This window comes from Halonatronum saccharophilum DSM 13868 (genome assembly GCF_000517025.1).
GTDB classification, from domain to species: domain Bacteria; phylum Bacillota; class Halanaerobiia; order Halobacteroidales; family Halobacteroidaceae; genus Halonatronum; species Halonatronum saccharophilum.
Window position 1 is genome coordinate 200,795 of record NZ_KI912091.1, and the last position, 15,478, is coordinate 216,272.

Genomic DNA, 15,478 nt, shown 5'->3' on the forward strand with positions numbered 1-15,478 from the left:
AGGTGGTAATGAGGAGAATTCAGAAGTTAGGTTTAGGAGGTCTTTTGGCGTTTTTTTTGAGTTTTATTTTTTTAAATTATATTCTAGGCTACATTATTCCCTTTATTATTGCAGTAATTCTTGCTAGTTTAATTGAACCAGTTGTTAAGTTTTTAGAAGAAGAAGGTCAGTTTTCGCGTGGTCTTTCGGTAGCTATTATATTACTTCTTATTCTTTTTTTAATAATTTTGATTTTTACAATAGCTTTGTCTAGAATCTTTATTGAGTTAGAAAGGCTTGCCGTTAATTTGCCTGATTATCATAGTATTGGCAAAAGGATAGGGTGGTTTTTAGATCAGAATGAAAATATAGGTTTTATATTTCAAGAGTTAGAGATCTCGGAGAGGCTAAGTGGTACAATAGGTAATAACTTACAACAATTATATAAAAGTGGACGATTGTTTATTGAAGCTACTTTTATTTCTTTATTGGAGGGTGCTAAAAAGTTCCCAAGGATTATTACTATATTATTTATTAGCTTAATATCAACTTTCTTTATTAGTAAAGATAAAGAAGTTATAATGGATGCATTTTTAAAGCCTTTACCACAAGAATTAAGGTTAAGAATTAAAAAGATGCAGATGGAGATGTTTGATGATATTGTTGGTTTTTTAAGAGCTCAGATTATATTGATTACTATAACGATGATAATAGCTATAATTGGTCTTTTGATTATAAGGAGTGAATATGCAATAGTAGTCGGGATTCTTTGTGGGGTTTTAGATTTAATTCCAGTTATTGGACCTGGTCTTATTTTTACTCCTTGGATATTATATAATCTGATTTTTGGTGATCTTAGCTTAGGAGTATCCCTTTTAGTTATTTATATAGTAATTACTCTAATAAGACAGTCTGCAGAGGCTAAGATTATTGGTAATAATATTGGTGTACACCCTTTAGCTAGTTTAGTGGCTATATATGTAGGTGTACAAATCTTTGGGATTATGGGTTTTATTCTTGGCCCGCTAATTTTGATAGTGGTTAAAGCGGTCTTTCAATCTGGAATAATTTCATTTGTTATATAAGTTGTGTTTATGTGGTAATAAAGCATAGCTTTATTACTAGGAATCAAGAATCTGGAATAGGGAATCAGTAAAACAAAACCTTAAAACTCGAAAGCAGATAAATGTAAAAAAATGTAGATAAATATTTTAAGATTTTTTGGCTTTGTAATTTTACTGATTTCAGATTCCTTGTTCCTAATTTTAGTACAAAATAGAGAATTTTCGGTAATTATGGCAGGAGGTATATAATGAAAAAGATTAGTATATTAGGCTCTACAGGATCAATAGGGACACAAACTTTAGAGGTTGTTGAGGAGCTTGGTGGAGAGATTAGTGTAGTTGCTTTAACAGCAAATAGTAGTATTGATCTTTTAGCAGATCAGATTAATAAATTTAAACCTAAATATGGAGTTTTGATGAATGGGGAGTTAATAAATGAGTTAAAATACAAGTTGAAGCATTCAGAGACCCGAATACTAAGTGGGTTAGATGGTCTAATCAAAGTCGCTACTTTAGAAGAGGTTGATATGGTAATAAATTCTTTAGTAGGTTCTATTGGTGTAAGACCTACTTTAGAAGCTATTAGAGCGGGTAATGATATAGGTCTAGCCAATAAAGAAACATTAGTTACAGCAGGGGCAATTGTAACTAAAGAAGCTAAGAAAAAGGGAGTTAAGATACTGCCTATAGATAGTGAACATAATGCTATCTTTCAAGCGCTTAGAGGAGAAAGAGATAGAGATGTGAAAAGGATTATCTTAACAGCTTCGGGTGGACCTTTTAGAGAGTGGAGTAAAGATGACTTAAAGAAAGTTACTGTAAAAGAAGCTTTGAATCATCCTAATTGGGATATGGGAGGAAAGATTACCATAGATTCTGCCACATTAATGAATAAAGGTTTAGAGGTTATCGAAGCAAGGTGGTTATTTGATATAGATTACGATAGAATTGATGTAGTTGTACATCCTCAGAGTATAGTACACTCTTTAGTTGAATTTAATGATAGCTCTGTATTAGCAGAATTAGGGTTACCTGATATGCGAGTTCCAATACAGTATGCTTTAACATATCCAGATAGAGTAGAGAACTCCTTGGATAGTTTAGACTTGGCAAAGGTAGCAAGATTGACCTTTGAAGAACCAAAACGAGACCTTTTTCCTTGTTTAGAATATGCTTATGAAGCTGGAAGAATTGGGGGGACTATGCCAGCGGTTTTAAACGCTGGAAATGAAATTGCTGTCGATATGTTTTTAAATGGGGGGATAAAGTTTCTTGATATTCCTCGAGTTATTAGTAAAGTAATGTCTGTTCATCATTTAGTTGATAGTCCTAGTTTAGACCAAATATTAGAAGCAGATAGATGGGCTAGAGAACAGGCTAAGAGAGAGGGTGAAAAACTTTGTTAGTTACTATTATCTCTTTTATAGTTGTTTTGGGTATATTGGTCTTTTTCCATGAATTAGGTCATTTTATGATAGCTAAGAAGGTTGGTGTTCAAGTTGAAGAGTTTGCCATCGGTATGGGGCCTAAATTAATTTGGAAAAGGTATGGTGAAACGTTATACTCTATTAGAGCTTTTCCTTTAGGTGGTTTTTGTGCTATGACTGGAGAGATGCCTATTGATAATGAAGAGGCAGATAGTGAAGACATTAAAGCTTATAAGGAGGCTCTGGATAAGCAGAAGTGTTTATTCCAAAAGAGTGTCTGGGAGAGGTTTTGGGTTATTATAATGGGCCCTTTGATGAATTTTTTCTTAGCAGCTCTTTTATTCTCTCTTATATTTATCATCTTTGGCGTTCCTACTTCAACGTCACCAACATCATTGCTTGGTCAAGTTATGCCTGAAGGTCCTGCTTATAGAGCTGGGTTAAGGGATGGAGATAAAGTTTTGGCCATTAATGGAGAAAGTGTGGAGAATTGGGATCAATTATCGGCAATCATTGGAGAGAATGTTGGTGAGGAACTTGAATTTAAGGTTCAAAGAGGAGAGCAAGCCTTTGATACGACAGTAGTTCCAGAGTTTGATCAAAATCAAGATAGGGGTGTTATTGGTATAATTCCAGTTTTGAATAGAGAAGATGTCAATGTTTTTAAAGCTATATGGCTTGGAATTGAACAAACTGGAATGATGATATATGGTATTATAATTGGTTTATGGGGGATGCTAACGGGCCAAATTGCAGGTGATTTAAGTGGTCCTGTTAGAATCGCTCAGTTTATAGGTGATGCAGCTAGATCAGGTATTATAAGATTATTTGAGTTTTCGGCCTTGATCAGTATTAATTTAGGAATTATGAATTTGCTTCCTATTCCAGCTTTAGATGGTGGTCGCTTAGTCTTTTTAGGGTATGAAGCTATAAGTGGAAAACCGGTTGATCCTGAGAAGGAAGGTATGGTACACTTGGTAGGATTTGTATTATTAATGGTTTTATTTGTAGTAATTATGGTTAATGATATAAGAGGGATTATTTAAGAGCAGTTAGGAGCAAGGGATAAGGGATAGAGGGGCAGCAAAAGCAGTATCGAGTTAAAAAAAGAAATGGTAGCTCTGCCCACGAAGAGTTTTTTGGTCTTTAAAAACTGGAATTAATAGATAATAGAGTAGGAAGAATAAGTAATATATAATATAGTAGGGAGCATAGAGTATAGGTGTTAGAGGATAAAAAGCTTAAGTTCAAGAAGCAAAATAACTTTGCTTTTATGGTTTTAACTAGTCCCTTATCCCTTGTACTCTATCCTCTGAATTTATTAGGGGTGATAATGATGGCAAAACAAAAGAAGAGAAAAGGAAGCAAGTGGTTAGATCCTAATAAGGTTAGCGGGAGAAAGGCAGAGAGGTATTGTCAGCGTTGTGGTACTCTAGCTACAGAAGTTAGAATTTTAAAGCATGAAAACTTATGTGAAAATTGTGTAGAAGAGTTAAAGAAGAAGAAGGATGGTGTATATTCCTGTAAAGGATGTGGAAAGGTTGCTCCAAAACAGGTGCAAGAAAACAAGGGTTATTGTAAAGGTTGCACCTGTAAAGCTTGTGGGAGGCCTGACCCTAAGTTTGTTAAGAAACATAGTTTTTGTGAGAGTTGTTTTGAGTTAATAGGTACAGATTGTAGGCGTTGTGGAAAGGAAGCCCAAGCTCAGGTGAAGAGAAATGATGGGTTATGTGATGAATGCGCGGGTAGATAGGGGGTGAATTAGCTTGGATGAATATGTAACTTTAGAGACTATATTAACTGATAGTGTAGCCAAAAAACACCTTCCTAAGGCTGGATATAATCATGCTGTAACCACTGCTGAGAATGCTTTTGAATTAGCTATAAAGAGAAATGTCTGTCCAGACCTGGCTACAAAGGCTGGTCTTTTGCATGACATAGGACATACTAATTGGGAAAGTCAAGGTGAATGGGACTATAAGTCTTATAATGACTTTGATATTCATACAATTAAAGGTGCTGAAAGAGCCCATGAATTATTGATTCTTAAGGGTGAAAATTTTGGCAAGGCTCGAGAGATAGCTTTAGCTATTTTATTTCATAGCCATTCAAGTCCAGTTAGTAAGAATGTTAAATTAACCCCTTTACAGGAATTGACCTCTGATGCAGATGATATGGATAAACAAGCTGGTGGGGCTCACCATAATGTAGAGATATCTTTTAGTAAAGCTCTACAAAGGGTAAGGCGTTTAGATATGTTAGTTTGCCAACAATTGCAAGGGTGCAAAGATGATTGTGAAGAATGTAATCAAAAGTAGGTGATTAGTGATAATGAAGAGAAGATGGACTAAGAGTGTAGAGATGGGTGATGTAAAGATAGGTGGAGAATCACCTATTTCTATTCAATCTATGACAAATACAGATACTAGAAATATAGAAGAGACTATAGAACAGATTAAAAGTCTAGAAGAGGTTGGATGTGAGTTGGTAAGAGTAGCAATACCTGATATGAAAGCTGCTTATAAAGTTGATCAAATCAAAAAAGGAATAGACATTCCTTTGATTGCTGATATTCATTTTGATTATCGTTTGGCTTTAGAGGTTTTAGATAGGGGAATAGATGGTTTGAGAATAAACCCTGGTAACATAGGGAGTGATCAAAAAGTAAAGGTAGTGGCCCAGAAAGCTTTAGAAAAAGGGGTTCCTATTAGGGTGGGGGTTAATGCAGGTTCTTTGGAAAGAGAATTGTTAGAGAAGTATGGACACCCTAGTGCAGAAGCTATGGTAGAGAGTGCTTTACGTCATATCAATCTTTTAGAGAAGTTTGATTTTAAGGATATAATCATTTCTCTAAAAGCATCTAAAGTCTCTACTACTTTAAAAGCTTATAAGTTGATTAGCAAGAAGATTGATTACCCATTACATGTAGGCATAACTGAAGCAGGAACTCTTAAGTCTGGGACTATCAAATCAGCAGTTGGGATAGGAGCAATTTTGGCCCAAGGTCTAGGTGATACAATTAGAGTTTCTTTAACAGGTGATCCAGTTGAAGAGATTTATGTTGCTAAGGAGATACTTAAGTCATTAGGTCTAAGGAAGGGTGGAGTAGAAATCATTTCTTGTCCTACCTGTGGAAGATGCGAGATTGACTTAGTGAGTGTAGCTAATCGAGTTGAAGCTAAGATTGTTGATTTAGATAAAGATATAGAGGTAGCTATTATGGGTTGTGTGGTAAATGGCCCTGGTGAAGCTAGGGAGGCTGACTTAGGAATTGCTGGTGGTAAGAATATGGGTCTTTTATTCAAAAAAGGTGAGATTCTCAAAAAAGTAGCCGGCGAAAATTTAGTAGAAGAGTTATTAAACGAGATAGAGAAGTTTTAGTTTTATCTTATATTCTTCTTAGATTGACATAGTAGGCTAGAGTTGATAAAATTTAAAAGCTATTGATGATATGATGAATAAATATAGTAATAAAGTGGCACTTTCGTGCCACTAGTAATGGGTAATGAGTGAAGAGTAATGAGTAAAGTCAAAATCTCAAAACCTCTTATAAGTCTTAGGGAACAAAGGGGTTTCTGTTTTCTTAAGGTTTTACCCATTACTCATTACTGATTACTCATCACCAGTAATAAAGCTACGCTTTATTACTATAAATTTAAGTATGTAAATATACGAAGGAGGATTTATCTTATGAAAATGTCAAAGATGTACATACCAACTTTAAAAGAAACTCCAGCTGATGCTGAGGTTATAAGTCATAAGCTTATGCTAAGGGCTGGGATGATGAGAAGGTTAGGGTCGGGGGTATATACATACTTACCATTAGGATATAAGGTTATTAGAAAGTTTGAAGAGATAGTCAGAGAAGAGATGAATAATTCAGGGGCTTTAGAGGTCTTATTACCAGCTCTACAGCCTGTAGAGTTATGGGATGAGTCAGGTAGGCTACAAAATTATGGTCCGGAATTGATGAGGTTAAAGGATAGACATAATCGTGACTTTGCTTTAGGGCCAACACATGAGGAGGTTATCACCGATCTTGTTAGAGATGAAGTTAGATCATATAAGGATCTTCCCTTAAATTTATATCAGATACAAAGCAAATATAGAGATGAGATTAGACCGCGTTTTGGAGTTTTAAGAGGAAGAGAATTTATAATGAAGGATGCTTATAGCTTTGATGTAGATGAAGCTGCTTTAGAAGAAAGCTACCAAACTATGTATGATGCATATACCAAAATCTTCTCAAGATGTGGCTTAGACTTTAGACCTGTAGAGGCTGACACTGGTTCGATAGGAGGAGAGGGGTCTCATGAATTTATGGTTTTAGCTGATGCAGGAGAGGATATAGTAGTTTATTGTGAAGAGTGCGATTATGCAGCTAATTTAGAGTTGGCTAAAGCTAAAGTAGAAGCTAATGGATTTAATGAAGACTCTTTAGAGTTGGAATTAGTTGATACACCAGAAGCTTCTACAATAGAGGAGTTGGTTGAATCTTTAGATCTTCCAGCCCATAAGATGATTAAAGCTCTTTTATTCAAAGGTGAAGATGAATTGATCTTGGCCTTGGTAAGGGGTGACTATGAGGTTAATGAGATTAAATTAACGAATTTATTAGACCTAAACAATTTAGAGTTGGCTAGTGAAGAAGATTATGATGGTTTAAATACTGTTAAAGGCTTTACTGGACCTATAGGTATTAAGGAAGTTAAAGTTATAGCAGATGAACTTGTAATGGATATAGTAAATGGGGCTTCAGGAGGTAACAAAGAAGATAAGCACTATTTAAATGTTAATCCTGAGCGTGATTTTGAAGTTGAATTGGTAGGAGATATTAGAGAGGTTAGAGAGGGTGATCAGTGCTTACACTGTGAAGGTGAGCTTAAATTAACACCTGGTATTGAGGTTGGTCAGGTCTTTAAGTTAGGTAAGAAGTATAGTGAGCCACTAGGAGCTACCTTCTTAGATGAAAACGGTAAAGCTCAAACTATGGTTATGGGATGTTATGGAATTGGTATTACTAGGACTATTGCAGCCACAATTGAACAAAATAGTGATGAATATGGAATTAAGTGGCCTAAGGCGTTGGCCCCATATATGGTAGAAATATTACTTATGGGTAAAAATGATGAAGTCTTAGAAGAAGGAGAAAGGGTATATGAAGAGCTAAAGGAATCAGGCATAGATACTCTCTTAGATGATAGAAAAGAACGAGCTGGTGTTAAGTTTAATGATGCTGATCTAATTGGATGTCCTATTCGTATAACTTTAGGAGCACGTTCTTTGAAAGCAGGTAAGTTAGAAGTTAAGCTTAGACAGACAGGGGAAGAGTTAGAGATTGATCTTGAAAATTGTTTGTCATCAATTAAGAAGATAATAAAAGGCCTAAATTAAAATTAGGGAGTTGAGCTAAAATGCAAATTACTGCTGTGATTCCAGCCTATAATGAAGAGGATACTATTGAGGGTGTTGTAAATCAAGTTGGGAATCACAAACTTATAGATAAGGTGATTGTAGTAAGTGATGGGTCTATCGATGATACTGCTCAGATAGCTTCTCAAGCAGGTGCCCAGGTGATAGCGTTAAAAGAAAATAGAGGTAAAGGAGCAGCTATGAGGATTGGAGTTGATAGGTCTAAAGGAGATATAATCTTATTTTTAGATGCTGATCTATTAGGTTTACAAGAGGAGCATATTAACTCTTTGATCCTTCCTTTACTTGATGATGATATTCAGATGAGTATAGGTATCTTTGATGATGGAAGAATTCTAACAGACTTAGCTCAGAAGATAGCACCTTTTTTATCGGGACAAAGGGCAGTAAAGCGTAATTTAGTAGATCAAATTCCTCACTTAGAGATGACAGATTTTGGTGTAGAGGTTGCTTTAACTAGATATATAAATAATAATGATATTAAATATGAGAAGGTAAGGTTGAAAGATTTATCCCATGTAATGAAAGAGGAGAAATTAGGCTTAGTCAAAGGTTTTTCTGCAAGACTTAAAATGTATTGGGATATATTAAAGGAGATACCAAGAAGAGAGAAGGTAAGATAAAATTATACTGTTATCCTTAAGGGTAACAGTATAATTTTTAGGGGGGAGAGCCTATGGATGATAAAGAAATAGTGTTAAGATTGGTTTTATCTTGTTTATTAGGTGGTTTAATTGGTTTAGAGAGAGAAAGAAGTTCGCGGCCAGCGGGCTTTAGAACTAATATTTTAGTATCTATAGGTTCTACTCTGATGATGATTGTTTCGTTAAATGTAGCTTTAATTTTTGATACTGGTCGGGCTGATCCTGGAAGAATTGCAGCTCAAGTTGTGACTGGGGTTGGTTTTTTAGGTGCAGGTACTATTATTCGAGAAGGTTTTTCTGTAAAGGGCTTAACGACTGCTGCTGGTTTATGGGCTGTTTCAGGTATTGGATTGGCTTTGGGAGCTGGGTTTTACCTTAGTGCTATAACTGCTACTATATTGGTGATCCTTACATTAACTTTATTAGCAAGAGTTGAAAATAATATAATGAATATAAATAAGGTATATTTATTTAGAATAAAAACTCTTGATCGGTCTGGGGTCTTAGGTAAGGTAGGATCTATCTTTGGAGATTATAATATAAGTATTAGAGATATTAGTATAGAGCACTGTTATGATGATCCAAGTATTTATATTAATTTCAAGGTAAAGAAGCCTCGAGATGCTAAAGTTAACAATTTATTTTCGATATTAAATGAAGTTGAGGGTATAAAGGAAGTACAAATTAGAGAGGTAGATTGAAGGAGCGATTGCTTATGTCAAAGGCTATAATCAAGCCTAAAGATAATAATCTATTTAAAGACAAACTGCTAAATAGACTAACAGATTTACCTCATTTAACTAAGTTGATTAGATTTAATCAGATAGAGGTAGATGTTGATAAAAATGAATTAAAGATTGGTGTAAAATGTCCTAAAGGTTTGAGTATAGAAAAGGATCTTGATGCTTTAGGAAAAGAGGTATTCTCATCTAATAGTTTTGAGTATAAGATAAAATATTATGATTCAAAAGTGCCTTTAGAAGGTGGTTTAAAAGAAGATTGGGAAGATATAATAAGTAGAGTAAGAAAGGAAGTTCCTCAAACTAATGGTTGGTTATCGTTATCTCGATGGAGCTTGGTTGATAATAAATTATTAGTTGAAGTTAAGAATAAAGTTGCTATTGAGGCATTAGAGAAAAAGGGTTGTAATACTATATTCCAAAGGATAATAGAAGAGGAATATAATAAAAGAGTTAAGGTTGATTTTAAGGTTGGGAATTTTAAAGAAGAGCTAGATAAGATTGAATCTGAGAGGGCCAAAGAAGATAGTGATTATATGGATAGTCTTATTGCTTCTTATTCGAAAAGAGAATCTTCAGGAGGGGCTATAAAAGGTAATTCTAATTCTTCGGGTATATGGTTAGGGAAGAAGATTACTAATGAACCTACTTCTATAAAGGAGATAGTAGGTGAAGATAATAATGTAACTATAGAAGGTAGGATCTTTGATGTTGATATTAGAGAGTTAAAAAGTGGTAGGAACTTAGTTATCTTTTCAATAACAGACAGAGACGATTCTATAACTATTAAGGTCTTTGAGAAACAAGGAGGAGACCTGGCTTCTAATCTCAAAAAAGGCTTAGATGTAAGGGTTAGAGGAAGAGTACAATATGACAAATATGATCAAGAATTATCGATGATGGCAAATGATATTATGCCTGTTAAAGTAGAGAAGAAGGAAGATGAAGCCCAAGAGAAGAGAATTGAGCTTCATCTTCATACAAAGATGAGTGCTATGGATTCTGTCTTAGAGGTTAAAGATGTAATTAATAGAGCAGAAGAATGGGGACATCCTGCAATTGCTATTACAGACCATGGTGTTGTACAGGCCTTTCCAGATGCTTATAATGCTTCTAAGGGTAAGGATATCAAGGTTATTTATGGAGTGGAAGCTTATCTTGTTGATGATGGTGAACCTATAATCTTAAATTCAGTAGATAAGAAGATAGAAGAAGAGACCTTTGTTGTCTTTGATCTAGAGACTACCGGTTTTAACCCCCATAAGAATGAAATTATAGAGGTTGGGGCTGTTAAGATTAAAGGTGGAAAGATAATTGATGAATATCAGACCTTTGTCGATCCAAAGAGGAAGATTCCTAATAAGATTATTGAATTAACAGGTATAAAGGATAGTATGGTCCAAGGAGCACCTTCGATAGATGAAGTTATGGAAGAGTTTATGGAATTTTCAGGAGATGCTACTTTGGTAGCTCATAATCTGCCCTTTGATTTAGGTTTTATTGATGATAAGCTTTTAAAGTTAGGAAAGAATAAAGCTTCTAACCCTGCCTTGGATACTTTGAGTTTATCTAGGGCATTACTTCCCCAGATGAAGAGTTATAAATTAAATAAGTTGGTTAAAAGGTTTAATAAGAATTTAGAAAATCATCATCGAGCCATCGATGATGCCAAGGTAACTGGAGAGATATTCTTAGAGCTGATTTCATTAATGGAAGAAGAGAAGGTGCTTAACTTAAAGGAGATCAATAGGCTAACTAGTGAGATAGATTATAAGAGGGTCTATCCTTATCATACAACCTTGTTAGTTAAGAATCAGATAGGGTTAAAGAATTTATATAAGTTGGTCTCTAAAGCTCATATTGATAATTTCCATCGAGTGCCTAGAATACTAAAAAGTGATCTGTTGGCCCATAAAGAAGGGTTAATGATTGGATCAGCTTGTGAGGCGGGCCAACTATATAAAGAAGTTTTAAAAGGAAAGCCTGATAACGAACTTGAGAAATTGGCCAAGTTTTATGACTATTTAGAGATTCAACCTATTGGAAACAATAAGTTCTTGTTAGAGAAGGGAGAGGTCAATTCTCTTGAAGAACTTAGGGATATAAATAAAAAGATATATCAATTAGGGAAGAAGTTAGGAAAACCTGTTGTTGCAGCAGGAGATGTTCATTTCCTTGATCCAGAAGATAGTATTTATCGTCAGGTTTTAATGGAAGGGCAGGGCTTTGATGATGCTGCTGATCAGGCTCCTCTTTACTTTAGAACAACTCAGGAGATGTTAGATGAATTCTCTTACTTTGGAGAAGAGGTAGCTAAAGAGCTGGTTATAGATACACCAAAGGAGATAGCAGATAGCATTGAAGAGGTTGAAATAATTCCTGATAAACTATTTACTCCAACTATAGATGGGGCAGATGAAGAAGTTAGAAAGATGGCCTATGAAAAGGCTAGGCAATGGTATGGAGATGATCTTCCAAAGTTAGTAGAGGAGCGTTTAGAAAGAGAGTTGAATTCAATTATAGGTAATGGATATGCTGTTATCTACTTAACCTCTCATAAGTTGGTTAAGAAATCTTTAGATGATGGCTACTTGGTAGGTTCTAGAGGGTCGGTTGGGTCTTCCTTTGCTGCTACTATGACAGAAATAACAGAGGTTAACCCCCTTCCTCCACACTATAGGTGTAGTTGTAAATATTCAGAGTTTATTACTGATGGTTCTGTAGGGGTAGGGGTTGATTTGGAGGATAAGAAATGTCCTGAATGTGGAGAAGAATTGATAAAGGATGGTTTTGATATTCCTTTTGAAGTCTTCTTAGGATTTAAAGGTGATAAGGTTCCAGATATTGACCTTAACTTCTCTGGGGAGTATCAACCAAATGTTCATAAGTATACAGAAACTCTCTTTGGGAAAGACTATGTATATAGAGCAGGAACCATATCCACAATTGCTGATCGGACTGCTTATGGTTTCGTTAAAGGTCATATGGAGGATAATGGTCTTGTATTAAGAAAGGCAGAGGTCAATAGGTTGGTTGGAGGATGTACTGGTGTTAAGAGAACTACTGGGCAGCATCCTGGTGGTCAGATTGTTGTTCCATCTGATATGGAGATTTATGATTTTACTCCAATCCAAAAGCCAGCCAATGATATGAAGACTGAGACATTGACAACCCATTTTGATTTCCATTCAATCCATGATAATCTCTTAAAACTTGATATACTAGGGCATGATGATCCGACCAGTATTAGGATGCTTCAGGATTTAACCGGAATCGAACCAAAGGATATTCCTTTAGATGATTCTGATACTATGGGGATATTCTCTAGCATAAAGCCTTTAGGTATCAGTGAAGAAGAGGTTGGGGTAAAGCTTGGGACTTTAGGTATACCTGAGTTTGGAACCTCTTTTGTAAGAGGAATGTTAAGAGAAACTCGTCCTACAACATTAGCTGAGTTGATAAGGATAAGTGGTCTCTCTCATGGTACCGATGTTTGGTTGAACAATGCCCAAGATTTCATTAAGGCTGGGGTAGCAGAGTTATCTGAAGTTATTTCGGTACGCGATGATATTATGAATTATTTAATCCATAAAGGGTTAGAGCCTTCAACGGCTTTTTGGATTATGGAGCATGTTCGTAAGGGTAAAGGACTAACAGCAGAAGAAGAGGAGCTTATGAGAGAGAATAAGGTTCCAGATTGGTACATTGAGTCTTGTAAGAGGATTAAATATATGTTCCCAAAGGCCCATGCTGCTGCTTATGTAATGATGGCTTTTAGAATTGCTTATTTCAAGGTGCATCACCCTAAGGCTTTTTATAATACTTATTTTACAATCAAGGCTTCTGACTTTGATGCTCAGATTGTATTAAATGGAAGAGAGTTTATTGAAAAGAAGGTAAGTGAGATTAAAGCTAAAGGAAATGATGCAACAGCAAAGGATAAGAATACCTTAACTGTCTTGGAGATTGTATTAGAAGCTATGGCAAGAGGTATAGAATTTACGAAGGTGGATATATATAAGTCTAAGGCTAAAGAGTTTCAAATTGATGAAAACGGTCTGTTGTTACCACCTTTAATCAGCCTTCAAGGCTTAGGTGATAGTGCAGCACAGAATCTAGTTGAGGTTCGTAAAGGGAAAGAGTTTACTTCAATTGAAGATCTAAGTAATCAAGCCTCTCTTAGTAAGACTGTTATTGAGGTTATGAAAGAGCATGGTTCCTTAGATGGTTTACCCGAGACCAATCAATTGTCTCTCTTTGGTTAAATAGGTTGCAAAAGGTTTTATAATATGCTAAAATATAATGAGCATATTAATGATATTTGGTCAAAAGAGTGGGTTAAAGCCCACTCTTTACTTTATATATTGGCAGCGATTAATAAATTTGCTAATTAGGTCTACAAAGTATTTATCATTTATTGATTCGATAGAAGTTTTGATATAGGATGAATTAGGTATAGGATAAAAATAAGAAAATTGGGGATAATTTATATTAAAAAGATAAGGTGAAATAAACCTTAAAGAAAGTTATCTCTTATTTAGGACTGGTTAGAATTGGCCCAGAAGCTTACTGATACTTATTCTCCACTTGGAGAAAAGTGTGGAATAAGTATCAGTAAGCTATCGGCAAATTAAAGTAAAGGAATTAAAGAAAGGAGGCAGTAAGATGGGAAGAAAGGTAGAAGAGGTTGTTGAAGTATTGGTAGAGCCAATTGCCAATAGAAATGGTCTAGAATTAGTAGATATTGAGTATAGTAAAGAAGGGCAGGATTGGATTTTAAGAGTCTTCATTGATAAGAAGGAAGGGGTTTCTTTGGATGATTGTCAAAGTGTGAGTAGAGAGTTAAGTGATATCCTTGATAAGAAGGATCCTATAGATAAAACTTATTTATTGGAGGTATCATCCCCTGGAATTGATCGTCCATTAAAGAAAGATGAAGATTTCATAAGATTTAGTGGTAGAAAGGTAGATATATCTACATATGCACCAATTAACGGTGAAAAGAAGTTGAATGGAGAGTTGTTGGGGATTGATGAAGGAAATATTAAGTTAGTTGTAGATGGAGAAGAGTTAAACATACCTAGGGAAAAGGTTTCTCAGGCTAGGTTAGCTGTAGAGTTTTAGTGATTATTTAAGGAGGAGTTCTTATGAATATGGAATTGATTCAGGCGTTAGAGGATATAGAAAAGAGTAAAGGGATCCCTAAAGAAACATTGATTGATGCTATTGAAGCAGCTTTAAAGTCGGCGTATAGGCGTGATTTTGGTTCAGGATCAAATGTCGAGGTGCAGATAGATCAAAATAGTGGTGAAGTAAATGTCTTTGCTAAGAAAAATGTAGTAGAGGAAGTTGTTGATGATGAGCAAGAGATATCTTTAGAAGATGCTTTAGATATAAATCCAAACTATGAGATTGCTGATATTGTTGAGGTAGAGGTAACTCCAGGTAACTTTGGACGAATTGCTGCTCAAACTGCTAAACAAGTTGTTATCCAAAGAATTCGTGAAGCCGAAAGAGATATAATCTTTGAAGAGTTTGTAAATCGTGAAGGAGATATCTTGACAGGGATTGTACAAAGAAGACATAAAAACAATGTGATTATAGATTTAGGAAAGACTGAAGCAGTCTTAATCCCTCATGAGCAGATAGAAAGTGAATTTTATGAAGCAGGCGATAGAATTAAGGTATATGTGGTTGAAGTTAATCAGACATCTAAAGGGCCAAACATATTAGTTTCTAGAACTCACCCAGGTTTATTAAAGAGGTTATTTGAGTTAGAAGTGCCTGAAATTCATGATGGTGTTGTTGAGATTAAATCGGTAGCTCGAGAAGCCGGTTATCGTTCAAAGATAGCGGTTTATTCTAATAATGAAGATGTTGATGCAGTAGGAGCTTGTGTTGGCCCAAATGGTGCTAGAGTTAGAGCTATTGTAGATCAACTTAAAGGCGAGAAGGTAGATATTGTTCAGTGGAATGAAGATATTGAAGTCTTTGTGGCAAATGCTTTAAGTCCAGCAGAGGTGGTAAAGGTTGAGAGTAATAAGGAGAATAATGTAGCACAAGTTGTCGTACCTGATTATCAGTTATCTCTAGCTATAGGTAAAGAAGGTCAAAATGCTAGATTAGCTGCTAAATTGACAGGGTGGAAGATAGATATTAAGAGTGAATCACAGGTTTGATTTAAAGGTACA

At 35.2% G+C, this 15,478-nt stretch carries 12 protein-coding genes; all 12 read left to right on the forward strand.

Annotated features, from left to right (window positions below):
• The first annotated feature begins 8 nt into the window (after positions 1 to 8).
• The 12 genes from ytvI to nusA all read left to right on the forward strand — a co-directional run bounded on the left by ytvI (position 9) and on the right by nusA (position 15,466).
• On the forward strand, positions 9 to 1,064 hold the full coding sequence (ytvI, locus tag HALSAC_RS0101155; protein WP_027338728.1) for a sporulation integral membrane protein YtvI: 1,056 nt from the start codon (positions 9 to 11) through the stop codon (positions 1,062 to 1,064).
• 227 nt (positions 1,065 to 1,291) lie between these two features.
• The gene (locus HALSAC_RS0101160; protein ID WP_027338729.1) at positions 1,292 to 2,449 is read left to right on the forward strand and encodes a 1-deoxy-D-xylulose-5-phosphate reductoisomerase; all 1,158 of its coding nucleotides are present in this window, start codon (positions 1,292 to 1,294) and stop codon (positions 2,447 to 2,449) included.
• A complete protein-coding gene (rseP, locus tag HALSAC_RS0101165; RefSeq protein ID WP_027338730.1) occupies positions 2,443 to 3,516 on the forward strand; it encodes an RIP metalloprotease RseP in 1,074 nt (357 codons plus the stop codon). The genes HALSAC_RS0101160 and rseP overlap by 7 nt, the downstream gene beginning before the upstream one ends.
• 290 nt (positions 3,517 to 3,806) lie before the next feature.
• On the forward strand, positions 3,807 to 4,223 hold the full coding sequence (locus HALSAC_RS0101170; protein ID WP_027338731.1) for a hypothetical protein: 417 nt from the start codon (positions 3,807 to 3,809) through the stop codon (positions 4,221 to 4,223).
• Positions 4,224 to 4,236: 13 nt separating this feature from the next.
• Positions 4,237 to 4,788, forward strand: a complete 552-nt coding sequence (locus tag HALSAC_RS0101175) for an HD domain-containing protein (RefSeq protein WP_035571033.1) — start codon at positions 4,237 to 4,239, stop codon at positions 4,786 to 4,788.
• Positions 4,789 to 4,801: 13 nt separating this feature from the next.
• Positions 4,802 to 5,851, forward strand: coding sequence for a flavodoxin-dependent (E)-4-hydroxy-3-methylbut-2-enyl-diphosphate synthase (gene ispG, locus HALSAC_RS0101180; RefSeq protein WP_027338733.1), 1,050 nt, complete (start codon positions 4,802 to 4,804; stop codon positions 5,849 to 5,851).
• Between the two features lie 309 nt (positions 5,852 to 6,160).
• Positions 6,161 to 7,864, forward strand: a complete 1,704-nt coding sequence (locus HALSAC_RS0101185; RefSeq protein ID WP_027338734.1) for a proline--tRNA ligase — start codon at positions 6,161 to 6,163, stop codon at positions 7,862 to 7,864.
• Positions 7,865 to 7,884: 20 nt separating this feature from the next.
• Entirely contained in the window at positions 7,885 to 8,526 is a 642-nt protein-coding gene (locus HALSAC_RS0101190; RefSeq protein ID WP_027338735.1) for a glycosyltransferase family 2 protein, read from the forward strand.
• 53 nt (positions 8,527 to 8,579) lie between these two features.
• Positions 8,580 to 9,248: an MgtC/SapB family protein gene (locus HALSAC_RS0101195; RefSeq protein ID WP_027338736.1), complete on the forward strand. Its 669-nt coding sequence runs from the start codon at positions 8,580 to 8,582 to the stop codon at positions 9,246 to 9,248.
• Positions 9,249 to 9,262: 14 nt separating this feature from the next.
• Positions 9,263 to 13,552: a PolC-type DNA polymerase III gene (locus tag HALSAC_RS0101200; RefSeq protein ID WP_027338737.1), complete on the forward strand. Its 4,290-nt coding sequence runs from the start codon at positions 9,263 to 9,265 to the stop codon at positions 13,550 to 13,552.
• 400 nt (positions 13,553 to 13,952) lie between these two features.
• Positions 13,953 to 14,411: a ribosome maturation factor RimP gene (gene rimP / locus HALSAC_RS0101210; RefSeq protein ID WP_027338738.1), complete on the forward strand. Its 459-nt coding sequence runs from the start codon at positions 13,953 to 13,955 to the stop codon at positions 14,409 to 14,411.
• 23 nt (positions 14,412 to 14,434) lie between these two features.
• Positions 14,435 to 15,466 (forward strand): transcription termination factor NusA, encoded by a 1,032-nt coding sequence (nusA, locus tag HALSAC_RS0101215; protein WP_027338739.1) that lies wholly within the window; start codon positions 14,435 to 14,437, stop codon positions 15,464 to 15,466.
• Positions 15,467 to 15,478 lie beyond the last annotated feature (12 nt).